Origin of the sequence: Brevibacillus soli, from assembly GCF_044759095.2 — a bacterium.
Taxonomy (GTDB): domain Bacteria; phylum Bacillota; class Bacilli; order Brevibacillales; family Brevibacillaceae; genus JBIYSM02.
On record NZ_JBIYSM020000028.1, the window covers coordinates 1 to 15,533 of the forward strand.

The 15,533-nt window shown below is 52.2% G+C and carries 15 protein-coding genes; 2 read left to right on the plus strand and 13 right to left on the minus strand.

Features of this window, described 5'->3' with window-relative positions; translation table 11 throughout:
• Window positions 1-200 precede the first annotated feature (200 nt).
• Window positions 201-893 (plus strand): DUF421 domain-containing protein, encoded by a 693-nt coding sequence (locus ACE99V_RS12730; protein WP_400491463.1) that lies wholly within the window; start codon window positions 201-203, stop codon window positions 891-893.
• Between the two features lie 440 nt (window positions 894-1,333).
• On the opposite strand, the gene ACE99V_RS12735 is transcribed toward ACE99V_RS12730, so the two are convergent.
• The 9 genes from ACE99V_RS12735 to ACE99V_RS12775 form a co-directional block, all read right to left on the minus strand.
• Window positions 1,334-2,410: an NAD(P)H-dependent flavin oxidoreductase gene (locus ACE99V_RS12735; RefSeq protein WP_400491464.1), complete on the minus strand. Its 1,077-nt coding sequence runs from the start codon at window positions 2,408-2,410 to the stop codon at window positions 1,334-1,336.
• Between the two features lie 26 nt (window positions 2,411-2,436).
• Entirely contained in the window at window positions 2,437-3,105 is a 669-nt protein-coding gene (locus ACE99V_RS12740) for an NUDIX hydrolase (RefSeq protein WP_400491465.1), read from the minus strand.
• A gap of 50 nt (window positions 3,106-3,155) precedes the next feature.
• Window positions 3,156-3,533 carry a VOC family protein gene (locus ACE99V_RS12745; protein ID WP_400491466.1) on the minus strand — a complete coding sequence of 126 codons (378 nt, stop codon included), beginning with the start codon at window positions 3,531-3,533 and terminating at the stop codon, window positions 3,156-3,158.
• Between the two features lie 178 nt (window positions 3,534-3,711).
• On the minus strand, window positions 3,712-3,921 hold the full coding sequence (locus ACE99V_RS12750; RefSeq protein ID WP_400491467.1) for a hypothetical protein: 210 nt from the start codon (window positions 3,919-3,921) through the stop codon (window positions 3,712-3,714).
• A 74-nt stretch (window positions 3,922-3,995) separates the two neighbouring features.
• Entirely contained in the window at window positions 3,996-4,592 is a 597-nt protein-coding gene (locus ACE99V_RS12755) for a LysE family translocator (protein ID WP_400491468.1), read from the minus strand.
• Window positions 4,593-4,596: 4 nt separating this feature from the next.
• On the minus strand, window positions 4,597-5,031 hold the full coding sequence (locus ACE99V_RS12760) for an Lrp/AsnC family transcriptional regulator (RefSeq protein ID WP_400491469.1): 435 nt from the start codon (window positions 5,029-5,031) through the stop codon (window positions 4,597-4,599).
• A gap of 286 nt (window positions 5,032-5,317) precedes the next feature.
• Window positions 5,318-6,733: an amino acid permease gene (locus ACE99V_RS12765; protein WP_400491470.1), complete on the minus strand. Its 1,416-nt coding sequence runs from the start codon at window positions 6,731-6,733 to the stop codon at window positions 5,318-5,320.
• Between the two features lie 32 nt (window positions 6,734-6,765).
• A complete protein-coding gene (locus ACE99V_RS12770; RefSeq protein ID WP_400491471.1) occupies window positions 6,766-7,425 on the minus strand; it encodes a YitT family protein in 660 nt (219 codons plus the stop codon).
• A gap of 10 nt (window positions 7,426-7,435) precedes the next feature.
• Window positions 7,436-8,431: an aminotransferase class V-fold PLP-dependent enzyme gene (locus tag ACE99V_RS12775; RefSeq protein ID WP_420998571.1), complete on the minus strand. Its 996-nt coding sequence runs from the start codon at window positions 8,429-8,431 to the stop codon at window positions 7,436-7,438.
• Window positions 8,432-8,617: 186 nt separating this feature from the next.
• On the opposite strand from ACE99V_RS12775, the gene ACE99V_RS12780 reads away from it, so the two are divergent.
• Complete coding sequence (locus ACE99V_RS12780) at window positions 8,618-9,316, plus strand: Crp/Fnr family transcriptional regulator (protein ID WP_400491473.1); 699 nt, start codon at window positions 8,618-8,620, stop codon at window positions 9,314-9,316.
• A gap of 154 nt (window positions 9,317-9,470) precedes the next feature.
• Here ACE99V_RS12780 and ACE99V_RS12785 read toward each other — a convergent pair whose 3' ends face one another.
• The 4 genes from ACE99V_RS12785 to ACE99V_RS12800 all read right to left on the minus strand — a co-directional run bounded on the left by ACE99V_RS12785 (window position 9,471) and on the right by ACE99V_RS12800 (window position 15,524).
• Window positions 9,471-10,238 (minus strand): Abi family protein, encoded by a 768-nt coding sequence (locus ACE99V_RS12785; RefSeq protein WP_400491474.1) that lies wholly within the window; start codon window positions 10,236-10,238, stop codon window positions 9,471-9,473.
• A gap of 140 nt (window positions 10,239-10,378) precedes the next feature.
• Window positions 10,379-11,644: a sensor histidine kinase gene (locus ACE99V_RS12790; RefSeq protein WP_400491475.1), complete on the minus strand. Its 1,266-nt coding sequence runs from the start codon at window positions 11,642-11,644 to the stop codon at window positions 10,379-10,381.
• Window positions 11,637-12,323 (minus strand): response regulator transcription factor, encoded by a 687-nt coding sequence (locus tag ACE99V_RS12795; protein ID WP_400491476.1) that lies wholly within the window; start codon window positions 12,321-12,323, stop codon window positions 11,637-11,639. The genes ACE99V_RS12790 and ACE99V_RS12795 overlap by 8 nt, the downstream gene beginning before the upstream one ends.
• A gap of 72 nt (window positions 12,324-12,395) precedes the next feature.
• Window positions 12,396-15,524 (minus strand): efflux RND transporter permease subunit, encoded by a 3,129-nt coding sequence (locus tag ACE99V_RS12800; RefSeq protein WP_400491477.1) that lies wholly within the window; start codon window positions 15,522-15,524, stop codon window positions 12,396-12,398.
• Window positions 15,525-15,533: the final 9 nt, after the last annotated feature.

Sequence of the window (15,533 nt, forward strand, 5' to 3'; positions counted from 1 at the left end):
CAATGTGATTATCTCCTGTCCCATGGTGACATTTTCATAGAACAGTTACACAGTGACAATATCACAGAACAATAACACTATAAATGACTGAAAGTTTAAAAAAGATTAATCAAAAATATCTTGTGTTTGACGTATAGGAAAAAACGGTTTGGGAATACCTGATATCTATGAATGTCATCTTGAAATAACAGGTGGATACCATGCTTGTTTATTTGGGAAAAGTGATAGTGTTATACGGTTTGTCTGTCCTGGCGATCCGCTTGATGGGCAAGGCAGCCCTGGCTCAATTGACTCCGCACGATTTAACGGCCATCGTGTTTTTGGCAACGCTGGCGATAAGTCCAATCGCAACAGACAACTTCGGAGAAGCGGTTGCGGGGATCGTCATCGTAACGCTGATTCACATCCTGATTACCCGGCTCACCCTTTTTCGCTGGCTGAATCATTACCTGATCGGACATCCGACGCTGCTGATTAAACACGGAAAAATCATTAAATCCAATTTGAGACGAAGCAGATATTCCCTGGTGGAACTGCTGGCAAGCATTCGCACAGCAGGCTATCCTGACGTGCAAGACGTGGAGTACGCTATTCTGGAACCAACAGGCGAGATCAGCATTTTACCCCGCAGAGATGTAACCCCGGTTACCCCGCGGCATCTCGATATCTCGATTGAATATCAAGGCCTCCCCATCTCCGTCATCATCGAAGGGAAGATTCAGCACCAAAACCTGAAACTGATTCAAAAGGATGAGAAGTGGCTCATGAATCAATTGGAAGCGCTGGGGTATTCCCAGCTGAAAAGCATCTTTTATGCCGCCGTCAGGGACACAGACCATTCGCTAACCGTTGATTTGGGGGATGGAAAGGAACTGGATTTTCAGAGTGGATAAGAAAACCCACCCGGCATTAGCTATTCTCACCCCACTCGGCGGTAGCTATCGCTGAGCCGAGTGGGGTCCCTTTTTTCGCCGGGCGGGGCCCCGAACCCTTCTATTGTGGCTGTATTCGATATCTAATGAAACGCAGCACCCTGTTACGGAGTGCTGCGTTTGTATCTTCGCTTGCCAGAGACAACTCGCTGGTTCTGTCACAAATGGTCGTGACCAGCGCTTCTTTTCCGTACATGGAAGATTTGGAAGCGTACACCAGGTATTCTTTTCCGGGAGTAAATGCATATCCGCAATCTCCTCCTCCCATTCCGGTCGTAATGATGACTTGGGATTGGGATACGCCCTTCCAGGTATCTTTGACCTCAAACAGAACCGTCTTTGTGATATTCCCTCCCGGCTGTAAAACGCCAGGAGCACGCTGAACGTTGCACAGATCCGGCTCACAAACAGATCGACAACCCGCGGCACACCTGCGCAGTCTCCCGAACCAGCTGCTGGATCAATTCCTCCGCGCTGATGGCCCGGCTTAGCGGGGATGCTTGACCCGCCCACATGGAGAGGTAATCGCTGCGCTGTTGTTTTGCAGCTGCCTGGCGGATATCGCGGGTCAGCGCGTTTTGCACGGGATACACCGGTACGTCCTGTTCATATGGAGCGAGCGCGTCCATAAAGGCATTGCGGATGCCCCGCGCCGGCTTGCCGGAAAAGACGCGGGTAATCACCGTGCTTTCATCGGCGCTGTCCAGAATCGCATGCTTGTGCCGGACGTGAGCCGCGCTCTCTTCACAGGTGAGAAACGCCGTGCCCAGCTGTACGGCCGATGCTCCCAGGGCAAGCGCTGCGGCAATTCCCCGGCCGTCCATGATTCCCCCTGCTGCGATCACAGGAAGATTGACTGCATCTGCCACCTGCGGGACAAGCGCCATCGTCCCGATCAGGTTGCTGGCGGCGTCGGGCAGGAACGAACCGCGGTGCCCCCCCGCTTCGCTTCCCTGCGCCACCACCATGTCCACTCCACTTTCTTCCAATGCTTTCGCTTCCCGCACAGTCGTGGCAGTACCGATTACGACACTGCCCTGCCGCTTCAGCTCCGCCACCCACTCCGCTTCCAGTATACCGAATGTAGAGCTGAACACCGGTACTCGCTCTTCCAGTACCGCCGCCATCTGCTCTTCGAACGGTTCCGCGAATCGGGTGACCTCTGGATCGGGGGCCAAACCCAACTCGTTCCGTATCTCGTTCAACACTCTTGCCACGTCCTGATTCGGCTGCTCCACCTCATAGGGCTCGGGGAGAAACAAATTGACCCCGAAGGGCCGATCCGTCAGTCGGCGAATCTCCCGTATGGCAGTTCGGATCTGCTCCGCTGTCATGTAGCCCGCCCCGAGCGTTCCCAATCCGCCTGCCCGGGAAACGGCGGCTACCAGCTGCGGTGAGGTTGCCCCTCCAGCCATTCCCGCCTGGATAATCGGATAGTCAATCTGCAGTCTTTGCGATGCGATCGTTTTCGGCCACAATGAAGGCACTCTCCTCTCCTGTTTCCCTACTTGTCTTTTCTGCCGATCAATTCGAGGAAATGCTCCAGAATACGGGCGGTTAATCCCCAGATCACCCGATCGTCAACCTGATAAAACAAATGAGAGACTTTTCCCGTCCGCCAGGGGTAGTCCGTGCCGTTCGGAATGAGATGATAGGGATAATCCTCCCCCGGCTGTATTTTCAGTGAAGCATGGTAGACGGCAGGGCGGGTGCCCAGCAAGCGCTCGAGTGGAAGGAGAAAGAACTCCTCCACTTCGTCCGGATTGGGGCAGATGATCTCCGGTTCCCTGATCAGGCCGACAAACGAGTAAATGCACAGCTGAGACGGCATCACCAGCGTATCCAGTTCACCGAGACAATCAATCTGCTCCGGGGAGATGCCCAATTCCTCACTGGTCTCCCTTCTCGCTGCCTTCCACGGCGAGCCGTCCGACTGCTCAATTCGTCCGCCTGGGAAGCATATTTCTCCCGCCTGTCGTTTCAGGGTGCTTGCCCGCTTTTCAAACAGCACCGCCAGCCCGCTTTCCTCTGTTTGCACCAGCGGTACCAGGACGGCATACTTGGTCAGCCGTTTTTCTCCCATCAGCCCGGGCGTATGAGTTTGCAGTTTGTTCGAAATGTCAAAAAGACGGTCTGATTGATGCTGTCCCTTCTGAATGTTCCCTTTGTTCAATCGTGTACTCCCCTTCAGTAACAAAGCTGGTCACAGGCAAAATGGATATTTTACTGATACCTCGAGACTTCAATCAAATTGTCGTCAGGATCGCGGAAATAGACGGATTCGATAGAACCTGTCGCTCCTGTTCTTGGCACCGGCCCTTCGATGATCTCCACTCCGCAGGATTGCAAGTGCGTGATGACGTCCGCAAGCTGCCGCTTGGAGATAAAACACAGGTCTGCCGAGCCCGGCGTCGGCTTGTGCGCTTTGGGCTCAAACTCCTTGCCTGCTTCGTGCAGGTTGATTTTTTGGCTGCCAAACTGAAGCGCCTTTCTCCCTCCGGCAAACGTGACAACCTCCATGCCCAGTACGCGGTTGTAAAATTCACAGGTGGCATCCACATTCTTTACCGTCAATACCAAATGATCCAACCGGTCAATCACGGTCAATCGCCTCCCATTTCAATCGTTCTATTCTTTATCCTTCCAAATCTATCGTACCTGTATTTTCCAAATTGAGCAATGAAAACGCGGAGTCTTTGGCAAAGGCTCCGCTTAGATTGTCGAGAAAGTGGATGCAGTGGAAGAATCATGATTCTTCTCGTTATGGTAGTTTCTCCATTTATTGCGCCGCTTCCACTCTGACTCGGCTGGTACGCACGACGAGGCTCAGTCCGATCGCCGCGGCGAAGATCACCCCGGACAGCATCAGCAGATACGCCTGCATGCTGATCCAGTCAAACATCATTCCGGTCAGCAGCAAAGCGGCCTGGGAGGTAATCCGGCGCCACATTTCCTGAAAGGCAAAGTATCGGCCCCTGAGCCAAAACATCGGCGAAAAGCAGCAAGATAAAAATGCGATTTACCCAAATACTGGAATGGTTCACTCCAATGAAACACATCCTTTCAACCAATCAACATGACAATTCCAAAACACAACAGCGCGACGCCCACCAACCGATCCAGCCATTTCAACAACCGATGATCCATCACTTTCTTCACCGAGGATCCTCCTGCCGAAATCAGTGCCAAAAAGAAGATCGTCGAGAGAACACAGCCCAGGGAAAACAACAGCAGTTCACCCTTTCCCATCAGCGCTCCGGAAGCCATCAACGAACCGAAAACACCCGACCAGAACAGAACGGTAAGCGGATTGGTCAGCGTAATACCGACACCGTTCCAGAAACCGCCCCGTGCTTCGCTTTGATCCTGCGGCAGCGTGCGACCCGCCGTCCACAAGTGCTTTCCGCCGTAGTACATCAGTACACATGCACCGGCAAACAAGACGATTTGCCGGATTACCTCGATCTTTAGCAGCGCTGCGACGCCCAGCAGCGAGGCCAGCAGATAGAGCGCATCGACGAGGGCTACCCCCAACGTCATGCGCAAAGCGACTCGCCATCCTCCGGTGATGGACTGTCGCAGAACCGCCAGACAGACCGGTCCTACCGACAGCTGCAAGGTCAATCCAAAGCCGAGCCCTTGCCAAAACGCAAGCCACATTCCTCTACATCTCCTCTTTTACGGTGGAGAGCGCGATCATGGTATTGGTCTTTGCGACTCCGGCTCCGTTTTTCAACGTATGGGAAATCAGGTGTTCCAGCTCGCCAGTGTTGGCCACCGCCACCTTTAGCAGGTAGTCGTATCCGCCGGCGATGTGATGGCATTCCAGCACGCGTTTTTCCTGGAGCACCATCTCCTTGAAGCCGGTGATATGCTCTGGTTTATCCAGTTGGATGAGAATGAAGGCAACCAGCAGAATCCCGCTTTTCTCCCGGTTCAGCTTCACCGTGAAGCTCTGAATGACTCCCCCTTCTTCCAGTTTGCGAATCCGCTCTGCCACAGCCGGCACAGACAGGTGAATCTGTCTGCTGATTTCCGAGCTGGTCATCCTGCTGTTCTGCTTTAATAGTTCCATGATTTTTTGATCAAGGCCGTCCACACGTTCGCTCCTCTGCCGATCATTTTTCATCATTATATCCCGGAACTTTCCAAACAGAAAGATTTATCTGATATTACGATAAATTTTAAACAATAAGCGGTAATTGACAAAAAAATTTACGGTGTCGCGTCCGTTGGTTGAATCATAAGAAAACCCAGCCGACTTAAGCGATCGCTGGTGTCGGCTGGGGCCCCGAACACTTCTCTAGTGGCTGTATTCGATATCCCAATGTTATAACTTATCTACCAAAGAAGACCGCCTGCAGGACAGGCAGTCTTCGTTGCGATCAGGCCAACCTGTCTTTTTTTTCTGCGGCATCCGCGGTCGGACGGGTCAGCCTTTTCTTGTACTTCCCGTAGTAGATCAGGCTAAGGAAGCCCAGCCACGGCACGCCGACAATCCAGGAAATGTTCCAAAATTCCTGATCAAGGCCCATGGTAATCAAGACGGCGGCGATCAGCAAAATGCCGATGATTTGCAAGACCGGGAACAAAGGAGCGCGAACCGGAAGCGCTTCTCCGCCGTCTTTCTCCCACTGCTTGCGGAAGCGAAGATGGCTGAGCAGTGTAAGCAGCCAGACATACAGCGCCCCGAACAAGGCGATCCCGAACAAGTAGTTATAGGCCAACGGGCTGAATTTGGCGATCAGGGCTGCAGTGGCAACTCCCAGGCTGGAGAGCAGCAAGGCGTTCACCGGAGTCCCGTTCTTCGACAGCTTGCCCAACGCTTCCGGCGCGTAGTCGTTTCGCGAAAGCGAGAACATCATCCGCGAGGTTAAATAGAGATTGGTATTCATGCTGGACAAAGCCGCCGTCATGACCACGAAATTCATAATGCCGGCCGCATAGGCGATGCCCACGTGGTCAAACACCTGAACAAACGGGCTTTGCGATATCTCTTTTGCCCCTGCGTTTATCCACGGCACCACCGCAATCATGATGCTGATCGCCAGGAAGTAGAACACGATCAGGCGGAGAACCATCGTGCGCATGGCGCGGGGAACAGCCGTGCGCGGATCTTTTGCTTCTCCCGCGGTCACCGCGATCACTTCAACGCCGACAAAACTGAAAATGGCCATCAGCACTGCCATCCAGACGCCGGAGAATCCGTTGGGCAAAAATCCGTTGTGCTTCGTAAAGTTTTCAAATCCCACGGCAGGTGTTCCGATACCGAGTACGGTTGCCACCCCAAAAACGATAAAGACAACAATGGCAACTACTTTAATCATGGCAAACCAGTACTCGAAGCTTCCAAAATTCTCGACGGAACGGGAGTTGACGTAAATCAGCGTCGCCCCGAACGCCAGCGTCCACACCCACACCGGTATGTCGGGGAACCAGTATGTCATATAAATGCCCACGGCTACAGCCTCGCCGCCGACAGCGATGACTTGTGCGGCCCAATAGGTCCAGCGCGTGGTAAACCCTGCCCATCCCCCCAGATACTTATCCGCGTAGACGCCGAAAGACCCTGCGGTCGGGTGGGCTACAGCCATCTCCGATAAACTGTACATCATGACAACGGCAATAAAGGCAGCAATCACGTAACTAAGAATAACACCCGGACCGGCGTAGCTGATCGCGATCGCACTGCCCATAAACAGTCCCGTCCCGATCGCCCCGCCTAATCCAATCATGGTTAACTGGCCTTTGGTCAATCCGCGATGCAAACCTGACTCGCGCTCCATCATGTTGTCCTTCATCGTGTCTCCCCCATTTCAAAATTGTCTGTGTCTTAAGGTTTATCGTTCAAATTGATAGCGCTTACATCTTCGGCAACACCTCCTCGCTTCCACCATTTTGTTCCCTCGGCGAAGCAGATATCCACCGCTTTTCCCGCCACGTATATCGAGAGAAGCGTGTACAACGAGTGTAGAAAATCAACGACCAGACCGGAAACGAGCACGATCAGGGCGTTCAAGAAGATCATCACTTTCCCGATCGTCAGTGTAGGCCACAGCTTGTTGATGACGACGCTCGCGATGTCCATTCCTCCGGTTGACCCGCCAGCGATCAGGACGAGGGCAACCCCCGCTCCGCTCATGACTCCTCCCAGTATGGCACCGGCAATCGGCTGCTGAAGTCCGGGCATGATTTCGAACAGAGACAGGAACATGGACAAGCTGAACATGCCCATTAAACTGTAGAGAACAAAGCGTCCCCCCACGTATCGATATCCCAACAAGAAGAGGGGGACATTGAGAAGAAAGTAGATCACCCCGAGGGAGAGGGGGAGATAGTAGCCGAGCAGTACGGCAATTCCACCCAGCCCGGGTGCGGTAATGTCATTCGGCTTCATAAACAGGTAGTAGCCAATGGCCGTACAAGCCGTTCCGAACAAAATCATCCCCAACTCCACCCAAAACCGCGTCCGCTTTCCCACGATTCCCGCCATGGTTACCCCCCTACAAGCTTTTTAGGACTGAAGCAAGCGTATCAATCGCCGCGACGACATCTTCTTCGGTGTTGTAAAAATGCGGCGCGATGCGGATCACGTCATTGCGCGCGGAAACGATAAAGCCTTTTTCCTTCATCAACGCTTCCGCCTTTCCCGCTTGCGGGACGTATATGGCGGTGTTCGCCGCTTTCTGCTCGACCTCCATTGGACTCAAAACGGTCAGCCCTTTCTCCCGAGCATGGGAGACGGCTTTCGACGACAGGGCTTGCAGATACGTTTCCACCTTGTCTACACCGATGGCGTTCAACATTTCCAAGGCAGCGTTTGCCGCGTAGGCGCTGATCATCGGCGGCGTCCCCGTTTCAAATCGCCGGGCGCCGTGGGCATAATCCAATTGCTTGATGTCAAAGGCAAACGGATTGATGCGGCCAAACCACCCGGTGATCGTTGGCTCCAACTGGTTTGCGAGCTCTTTTCTCACGTACAAAAAGGCGATACCGGGGATTCCGAGCATGTATTTTTGGGCGCCGGCGGCGAGAAAATCGATGTCCATTTCTTTTACGTCAATCGGTACACTCCCCGCCGATTGATAGGCGTCGACGAACAGGTAAGCCCCCTTCTCGTGAACGATGGAAGCAATTTGCTTCACATCCTGCTTGAATCCGTTGTAATAGGAAACGTGCGAAATGGACGTAATCAAGGTCTGTTCATGTATCGCCCGGGTATAGTACTCTAATGGTATCGTATGATGATGCTCGGGGATGAACGAAACCTGTGCCCCCCTTCTCTCCTGCGCCAGCCAGACATGGCCGATCGTCGGAAAGTCCATTTCCGTAGTCACAATCCCAGCTCGTCCGCGTGTAAAATCCAAAGCGCTGGCGACAGCAGACGCGCATTCGGAGACGGAGGACAAGACGGCAACTTCATCAGGAGACGCGTTGATCAGTGCGGCAAACCTGGCTTTTGCCTGCTCCACCCGTTCCATCCAGAGCATCCAGTCCATGCCCCCATACCGCAGGCTATCCGTATATTCCGATATGGCGGCCTGAACCTGAAGGCTAAGAGCGCTTTGCGAACAACTGGATAACTGAACCTTTTCCGATAAAATGGGAAAATACTCTCTCTCTCGGGCGAATGGAAACGTCATAGGTGATCCCTGCTTTCAAAGAATTATGGAGTGATGACAAACATGGTGACATGGTTGGACGACAAAGCGTCCCCTTGGATGGAGAATCTTCCGTTTTCCTGGCATTCTCTGGAGCCGCTCGGACAAAAGATGATGCTGCAAAAGCATGAAACGGTTTTCCATCAGGACCAATCGGCAGCGTATGTCTATGTGGTTCTGCACGGGCGTATCCGCCTGTTCCTCACGTCTCCCGCAGGAGAGGAAAAGGCGATTGCCATCATCGGCCAAAACGGTTTGCTTGGAGAATGCAGCTTGTTTGATCCCCCCCATTACAACTCCAGTGCCATAACCGCCAGCAAGGTGATGCTGCTCAAACTGCCGATCGACACATTCCGGAAGAAAATGGAAACGGAAGCCGACATCGCCAATCAAGTTCTGTATTTTCTGAACAGCAAGAATCGGATTTTGGCCTCCCATACCATGCAGCTCAGTTTTTACTCGGCCACTCAGCGAATCTGCTACACCCTGCTGCAGCTCGGCAATACGTACGGAAAAACCAATGGAGAGAAGCGAACCATCAGCGTTCGCTTTACTCACCAGGAGCTGGCCAATGTCGTAGGAACCTCCCGCGTAACGGTGGCCAATACGATGAAGTGGCTGGAGCGGAAAAAGGTCCTTTCCAAGCAAAACGGGCTCTATGTCATTGAGGATGCGGCCCAGCTTCACGGTTTTGTCTTCGAGGGTGTACCCTCGTTCGATTAGTACCACTGTACAAGGCAAAAAGGGGCTTATTCAGTAAAGCACTTTACATTTTTGAAAAAAAGAAAAAACAGCCACAGGCGGTTGTGTCCCGCTCCAGCTGTTTCATTCGCTTAAAGCATACTCCACCGACACTTCTGCGTGTATGGCGGTGGTGTCAAACACGGGAACCGGGCAGTCTTCCTGTTTGATCAACAGTGTAATCTCCGTACATCCGAGGATAACCAAGCCTTTTATCTTTATCTGATAGTTTTACTGGGAATGTAAGTGTCTTGTTAAATAACCTTGCATGATGCGCTATAATATTTCGAACGTAAGATAGTGTATACAACCAACTGGAAAGATAATTATGTCTATGGCCGAAGTAACCTTTAGCTATTGCCTGCTTATCCTCTTCCAGCATGTTTTTAAATAGCTGAGAAATCGTTCCAAAAGACATCATTTCAACGGCAGCCCAGACCGGAACTTGTCCGCCATACTGTGCCATGTGATGAAGAATGAATGTGGTTTGTACTTTACTTGCTTGTTCAAGCTCTTTTTCAAATTTCTTGATAAACTCTTCGTGTTTCACTTCATTCGCAAAATATTCTTTATTTTTGTAACTTAAGGAATCGTCGTATTTGATTGCAAGCAGATAAGCTACTTGTGTTTTCATTGCAATTTCAACAGGCTCTAATTGAGTCAAAATTAGGTGCCTCAAATTCTTGTCAAAATCATATAACTGAATGATTTGATCAAAATTTGTTCCCGCTCTAAAGGAGTTACCGTTCATGAATGGTTTCATGTATGCGCTGAGACGATAGTAGTTGTGACTTTTTAATTTCTCCATAGCATGGGATTCATCTTCAACGATCAATTTTCTTTCTTTAAGCAGTGCAAGTTGCTTATCGAAGGTAAGAGCAGGCTTTCGTTTTTTCTCCTCCACAGTGCAACCCCCATAAAATAAAAAGCCCCACCTGGTACGCATTAAAAAGAGGCGCGGTGGGTTCTGTTAATGTCATTCTCGTTTATGATTATTTCTTTGTCAAATAATGTATCAATCTGTTCCCTCGTAAACGGAAGGTTCTATTCAAATCGGCGTAACGTTACCGTAAATCTGCTACCTGCTCCTTCTTCACTTTCTGCGCGAATCTTTCCGCCGTGCGCATCCACAATCCATTTGGCAATGGACAATCCCAATCCGGTGCCTTCTGTTTCACGGGAGCGCATTCTGTCCCCCCGAAAAAACCGGTCAAAGATAAAAGGGATGTCCTCTTTGGAAATACCGATCCCGGTGTCCGCCACAGCAATCTCGGCCCAATTGCCATCCCGTCTGCAGGATATGGCAATCCTCCCGTTTTCGTTGGTGTACTTCAAAGCGTTGTCGAGGAGGATCACCAGCAGCTGCTGCAGGCGTTCCCCGTCACCTGACACTTCAAGAGGCTGCTCGATCCGTGTTTCGATTTCGATGTTTTTCAGGACCGCAAGCTGCCGAAAGGTCTGAACACTTTTTTGCACAATTTCATCCAGCCTGATTTTCTGTCTCATAATCTGCAGCTCGTTCGAGTCGGAGCGGGCCAATGTAAGCAGATCGGCAACCAGTTTATTCAATCGTTTTGTCTCTTGAATGCTTACGGAGATATTTTCGCTCTCCTGTTCAATCGTATGGTCTGGATAACGAAACAGCCGTTCGAGGTGAACCAAAATCACCGACAAGGGGGTCCTCAACTCATGAGAGGCATCCGCAATGAATTGCTGCTGCTTCTCCCAGGAGACCTGAATGGGAACGAGGGCCCTCTTTGCCAGAAAAAGCCCTGCAAAGACGGCGATAATGATGCTGACAAGACCGCCGATCCATAAAACGTACAGCAAGGTATTGAGCATCTTTTCTTCCGGTTCCAGATTGAAGATCAGTTGAACATGACGCACCGTCCTGACGTCGCCGTCAACCACCATTCGGACTTGTTTCTTCATGGACAAGGTATACACCCGATAGGGCTGTCCATTCACCGACATGGTTTTGATTTCTTCCGCTTGTTCCACCGGCCGGAATTTGACCAGATCCTCCCTGTCGATGGATTCTCCGGAAGACTTGCTGAGGATTTGGCCCTGATCATCCCACAGCAGGAAAACAATCCTGCGGTCTACATCGGGCAACCGCTTGAAATCTGGTCGAAAATGAGGCGGCGGGCCTTGCTCCATGCGATTGGCAATCCGCTGCAGCTCCCGATCCACCTGGGAAAACAATCGATACTGCATGGAAAAGTACAGCGCGCTCCCCAATCCGTACAAAAGCAATACAAACACAATCACATTGAGAGTGACCAGACGAATCTGGGTCTTTCTAAACATGCTCTTTATTCCCCTTCAGGATATAACCGACATTTCGAATCGTTCGAATATAGTGGTCACACCCGTGATCGGCAAGTTTTTTTCGCAGGTAATGCACATACAGGTCGACGATTCCGTAATTCGCCTCGGAATCGATTCCCCAGACCCTGTCGAAGATCTGATCGCGAGTCAGAATCTGCTCGCGGTTATGCAGAAAATACTTGAGCAGGTCGTATTCCTTGCTGGTCAATCTCAAAGGATGGGTGCCGACATAGCCATCATGCTCATTCGCCTTCAGGGAAATCGGACCGTACGTCAATTCCCCTTCCACGCCGATTTTTCCGTTTCGGCGCAAGAGGGCTCTCGTCCGCGCCAGCAGCTCTTCCACTGCGAATGGTTTCACGAGGTAATCGTCCGCTCCCGCATCCAAACCCTGAACGCGCGCCTCCACGCTGTCTTTTGCGGTAAGAAACAATACCGGTGTGAGATTCCCTTTTGACCGAAGTCTTTTCACGATCGACAAGCCGTCCAGCCCGGGCATCATAATATCCAGCACCAGCAAATCGTACATTCCCCGTTCCGCCAGGATCAGCCCTTCATCGCCCCGATCGGCGCAGTCGACCTGGTAGCCTTCCTCCGTCAAGACGGCGGAAACCGCCTGAAGCAACGAGCGTTCATCCTCTACTGCCAAAATACGCATCCACATCCCTCTTTCCGAAACCCACCCGGTGATAACGCTGCACCGGGCGGGGTACATCTCCATTATACACGCCTATTCATCCGCACCAACTGCCTTCATCTTGCGAAAAGAAGGCAATCGATGGGAGACTCTCTTCATCCGGATGGCCAGGTCATCCAGTATGGTGTAGACCACAGGGATTACAATCAAGGTTAAGAGTGTCGAGAAAATCAAACCGCCAATCACCACGGTAGCCATTGGCGCCTGACTCTCTCCTCCTTCCCCAAGACCCAGCGCCAAAGGCAGCAATCCCAACACGGTGCATAACGTGGTCATGAGAATAGGGCGTAAGCGAATCGGCGCCGCGGTCAATATCGCCTCCGACCTTTCGATCCCTTGTCTGCGAAGGATATTGGTAAAGTCAATCAGCACGATCGCATTGCGCACAACAATCCCCGCCAGCAGGATCATGCCGATGAAAGCCGGTATGCTGAGCGGACGACCCGTCACCCATAAACTGAAGCTGGCTCCGAAGAACGACAACGGCACGGACAGCATGATCGACAACGGGTACACTACGGACTCAAACTGTGCCGCCAAAATGATGTAGACCAATACGACGGCCAGGACGAAGGCCAGGATCATTCCGTTGGTCGTATCCTGCAGCTGCTGGTTTTGACCCTGCTGTTCAATCACGTATCCCGGAGGTGTCGGAAAGCCGGCAACGACCTGGTTGATCGCTTCCGTGACGCTGCCCAAGTCCCGTCCGGGTGCCAGCATGGCCGTCACGTTCACAACCCTCGCCTGATTAAACCGCTGGATCGATTGCGGCCCGCTTTCGATGGAGACTTTCGCCACTTCCTTGACTTGTACCTTTTCTCCGGTGGGAGCGGTCAACAACAGATTTTCAATGTCTTGCATGCTCGCAGTCCGCTCTTTCTCATAGGTGACGGTCACATCGATTTCGCTCCCGCCCGTTTGAATGCGGGTGGCCACCTGATCACGCAGGGCAGTCTGAATCGCGCTGGAAAGAGAGGCTTGCGTGATCCCGAGCGAAGCCGCTTTGATCCGGTCGAGCGCTACCTGGATTTCCGGACGGGATTCCTCCAGGGTATTGTCCGCTTCACGCACTCCCTCCACCTCGCTGATCGCTTCGGTCAATCTCTCTGCCACATCTTTCAATGTCCCTTCATCGTTTCCCCTGACAGCATAAGAGATGGGAGCCGAACTCCCTCCGAAGCCTTGCCCGCCCAGACCGGGCAGCGTCATGCCCCCTGCTTCGCTAACCCTGACTCTCGCTCCCGGGAACCGGTTCAATCTGGTGCGTAAGTCGTCCACCACTTCCGCCGTACTTCGCGTACGTTCGGAAGGATCCGACAGCATCAGCAAGAAGGAAGCGGAAGCGCTTGAAGCGTTGGTCCCCCGACCGGCATTTGAGCTGCCCAGACTGGAAAAGATCGTCTTCACCTCCGGAATTTTGGAAACGATGGTATGCGCCTGTGTCAGAACCTCTCTTGTTTGTTCGATCTCCGTTCCGTTCGGCAGGGAGATCGAGATGCTTATCTGTCCCTGATCGGTGGCCGGCATTAATTCCATGCCGATGAAGGGAATTAGGGCAATGCCTGCGATCAAGGACGCCAGGCCAATCGACACAACCGTTTTTCGGTGGCCGAGGGACCAAACGAGAAGTTTTTGATAAACTCCTTTTCCATTCGTTTGATCCTTCCGATGCCGTTTTGCTCGCTTTGCGTGTGCCGCCGTCCATTTGACCGACAGCATGGGGGTAACGGTAAGCGAAACAACCAGAGAGGCCAATAGCGCAAAAGAAACCGTGATGCCGAGGTCTTTAAAGATCTGTGCGGTTACCCCTTCGACGAAAACGATCGGGAAAAATACCGCGACCGTGGTTAAGGTCGCCGCGATAACCGGCATGGCTACTTCCCTGGTTCCTGCTACGGCTGCTTCTTTCATCGGCAAACCCGTTTCACGATGGCGGTGAATGTTTTCCAGTACCACAATCGCGTCGTCCACGATCATCCCGATCCCGAGGGTTAAGCCCCCCAGGCTCATGATATTGATCGACATGTCCCAGAAAAACATCAAGGCAAAGGTAGCGATGACAGAGATCGGAATCGCCGTGGAGATGATCAGGGTATTGCTGATGCTTTTTAAAAAGAACCAGATCACCAGGATCGCCAGCAGTCCGCCGATCAACGTATCATGAACAAGCGTATTGATGGACGCCCGAATAAACTCCGATTGATCAGATAGGCTCATGACGGATACATGTACAGGGAAGGTACCCTTCACCTTCTCCAGCTCTTCATAGATGCGGTCGACAACCGTCACCGTATTGGTCCCCGACTGTTTCATAACGGACAGGGAAACCGTATGCTGACCATTCATTTTGTTTTCAATCGATACTTCTTTGTACCCTTCCTGTATGACGGCAAGGTCTTCCAAAAACACGTGGCCATTATTTCGCAACGGAATGGACACTTTTCGTATATCATCCACAGAAGTGAATTTGCCTATGGAGCGGACCGTGTACGTGGTTCCCCCCTCGGTTACCTGCCCCCCGGGGGAATCCAGGTTTTGACTCCGGAGCTGTTGGTTGATCTCTGCCAGCGTAACCCCGTATTGCTCCAGTTTGCTTTGATCCAGCCGAACCTTGATCTCCCTTTCCAATCCTCCCGAAACCGTGACCGATGCGACTCCGTTCACTCTCTCCAGAGAGGGTACGATTTGTTCATCCACGAACGACCGTAATTGATCTGCGCCCATCTCCGAGGAGATGGCCAGAGTTAGCACCGGCGTGCTGTTGGGGTCGAACCGCAGCACGGTTGGCGAATCTGCATCGTCTGGCAGGGAGCGGCGGGCTCGTTCCACTTTTTGCTGAATCTCTGTGACCGCCGCGTCGATATCCACTCCGTAATCAAATTCAACGATGACCTGGGACGAACCTTCCCGCGAGGTGGATCTCACGGTTTTAATCCCGGCGACCGTTGCAACAGCCTGTTCGATCGGCCGGGTTACCAGGTTTTCCATTTCCTCCGGCCCGACTCCCGAGTAGCCGGTTGACACGGCCACGGTAGGAATTTCAATCGGCGGATACAAATCGATCGGAATGCGCGTTAACGAGATGATCCCCAAAATGATGACAATGAGGATACCCATCATGACAGTCACAGGACGACGAATCGCATGATCAGATATATGCATGGGGTTCAC

What these genes read in the sequence shown, in the direction of transcription:
- ACE99V_RS12730 (WP_400491463.1), top strand. Translation starts at nt 201, where the DNA reads ATGCTTGTTTATTTGGGAAAAGTGATAGTGTTATACGGTTTGTCTGTC.
- ACE99V_RS12750 (WP_400491467.1), bottom strand. Translation starts at nt 3,921, where the DNA reads ATGTTTTGGCTCAGGGGCCGATACTTTGCCTTTCAGGAAATGTGGCGC.
- ACE99V_RS12755 (WP_400491468.1), bottom strand. Translation starts at nt 4,592, where the DNA reads ATGTGGCTTGCGTTTTGGCAAGGGCTCGGCTTTGGATTGACCTTGCAG.
- ACE99V_RS12765 (WP_400491470.1), bottom strand. Translation starts at nt 6,733, where the DNA reads ATGAAGGACAACATGATGGAGCGCGAGTCAGGTTTGCATCGCGGATTG.
- ACE99V_RS12770 (WP_400491471.1), bottom strand. Translation starts at nt 7,425, where the DNA reads ATGGCGGGAATCGTGGGAAAGCGGACGCGGTTTTGGGTGGAGTTGGGG.
- ACE99V_RS12775 (WP_420998571.1), bottom strand. Translation starts at nt 8,431, where the DNA reads ATGGACTGGATGCTCTGGATGGAACGGGTGGAGCAGGCAAAAGCCAGG.
- ACE99V_RS12780 (WP_400491473.1), top strand. Translation starts at nt 8,618, where the DNA reads ATGGTGACATGGTTGGACGACAAAGCGTCCCCTTGGATGGAGAATCTT.
- ACE99V_RS12790 (WP_400491475.1), bottom strand. Translation starts at nt 11,644, where the DNA reads ATGTTTAGAAAGACCCAGATTCGTCTGGTCACTCTCAATGTGATTGTG.
- ACE99V_RS12795 (WP_400491476.1), bottom strand. Translation starts at nt 12,323, where the DNA reads ATGCGTATTTTGGCAGTAGAGGATGAACGCTCGTTGCTTCAGGCGGTT.
- ACE99V_RS12800 (WP_400491477.1), bottom strand. Translation starts at nt 15,524, where the DNA reads ATGCATATATCTGATCATGCGATTCGTCGTCCTGTGACTGTCATGATG.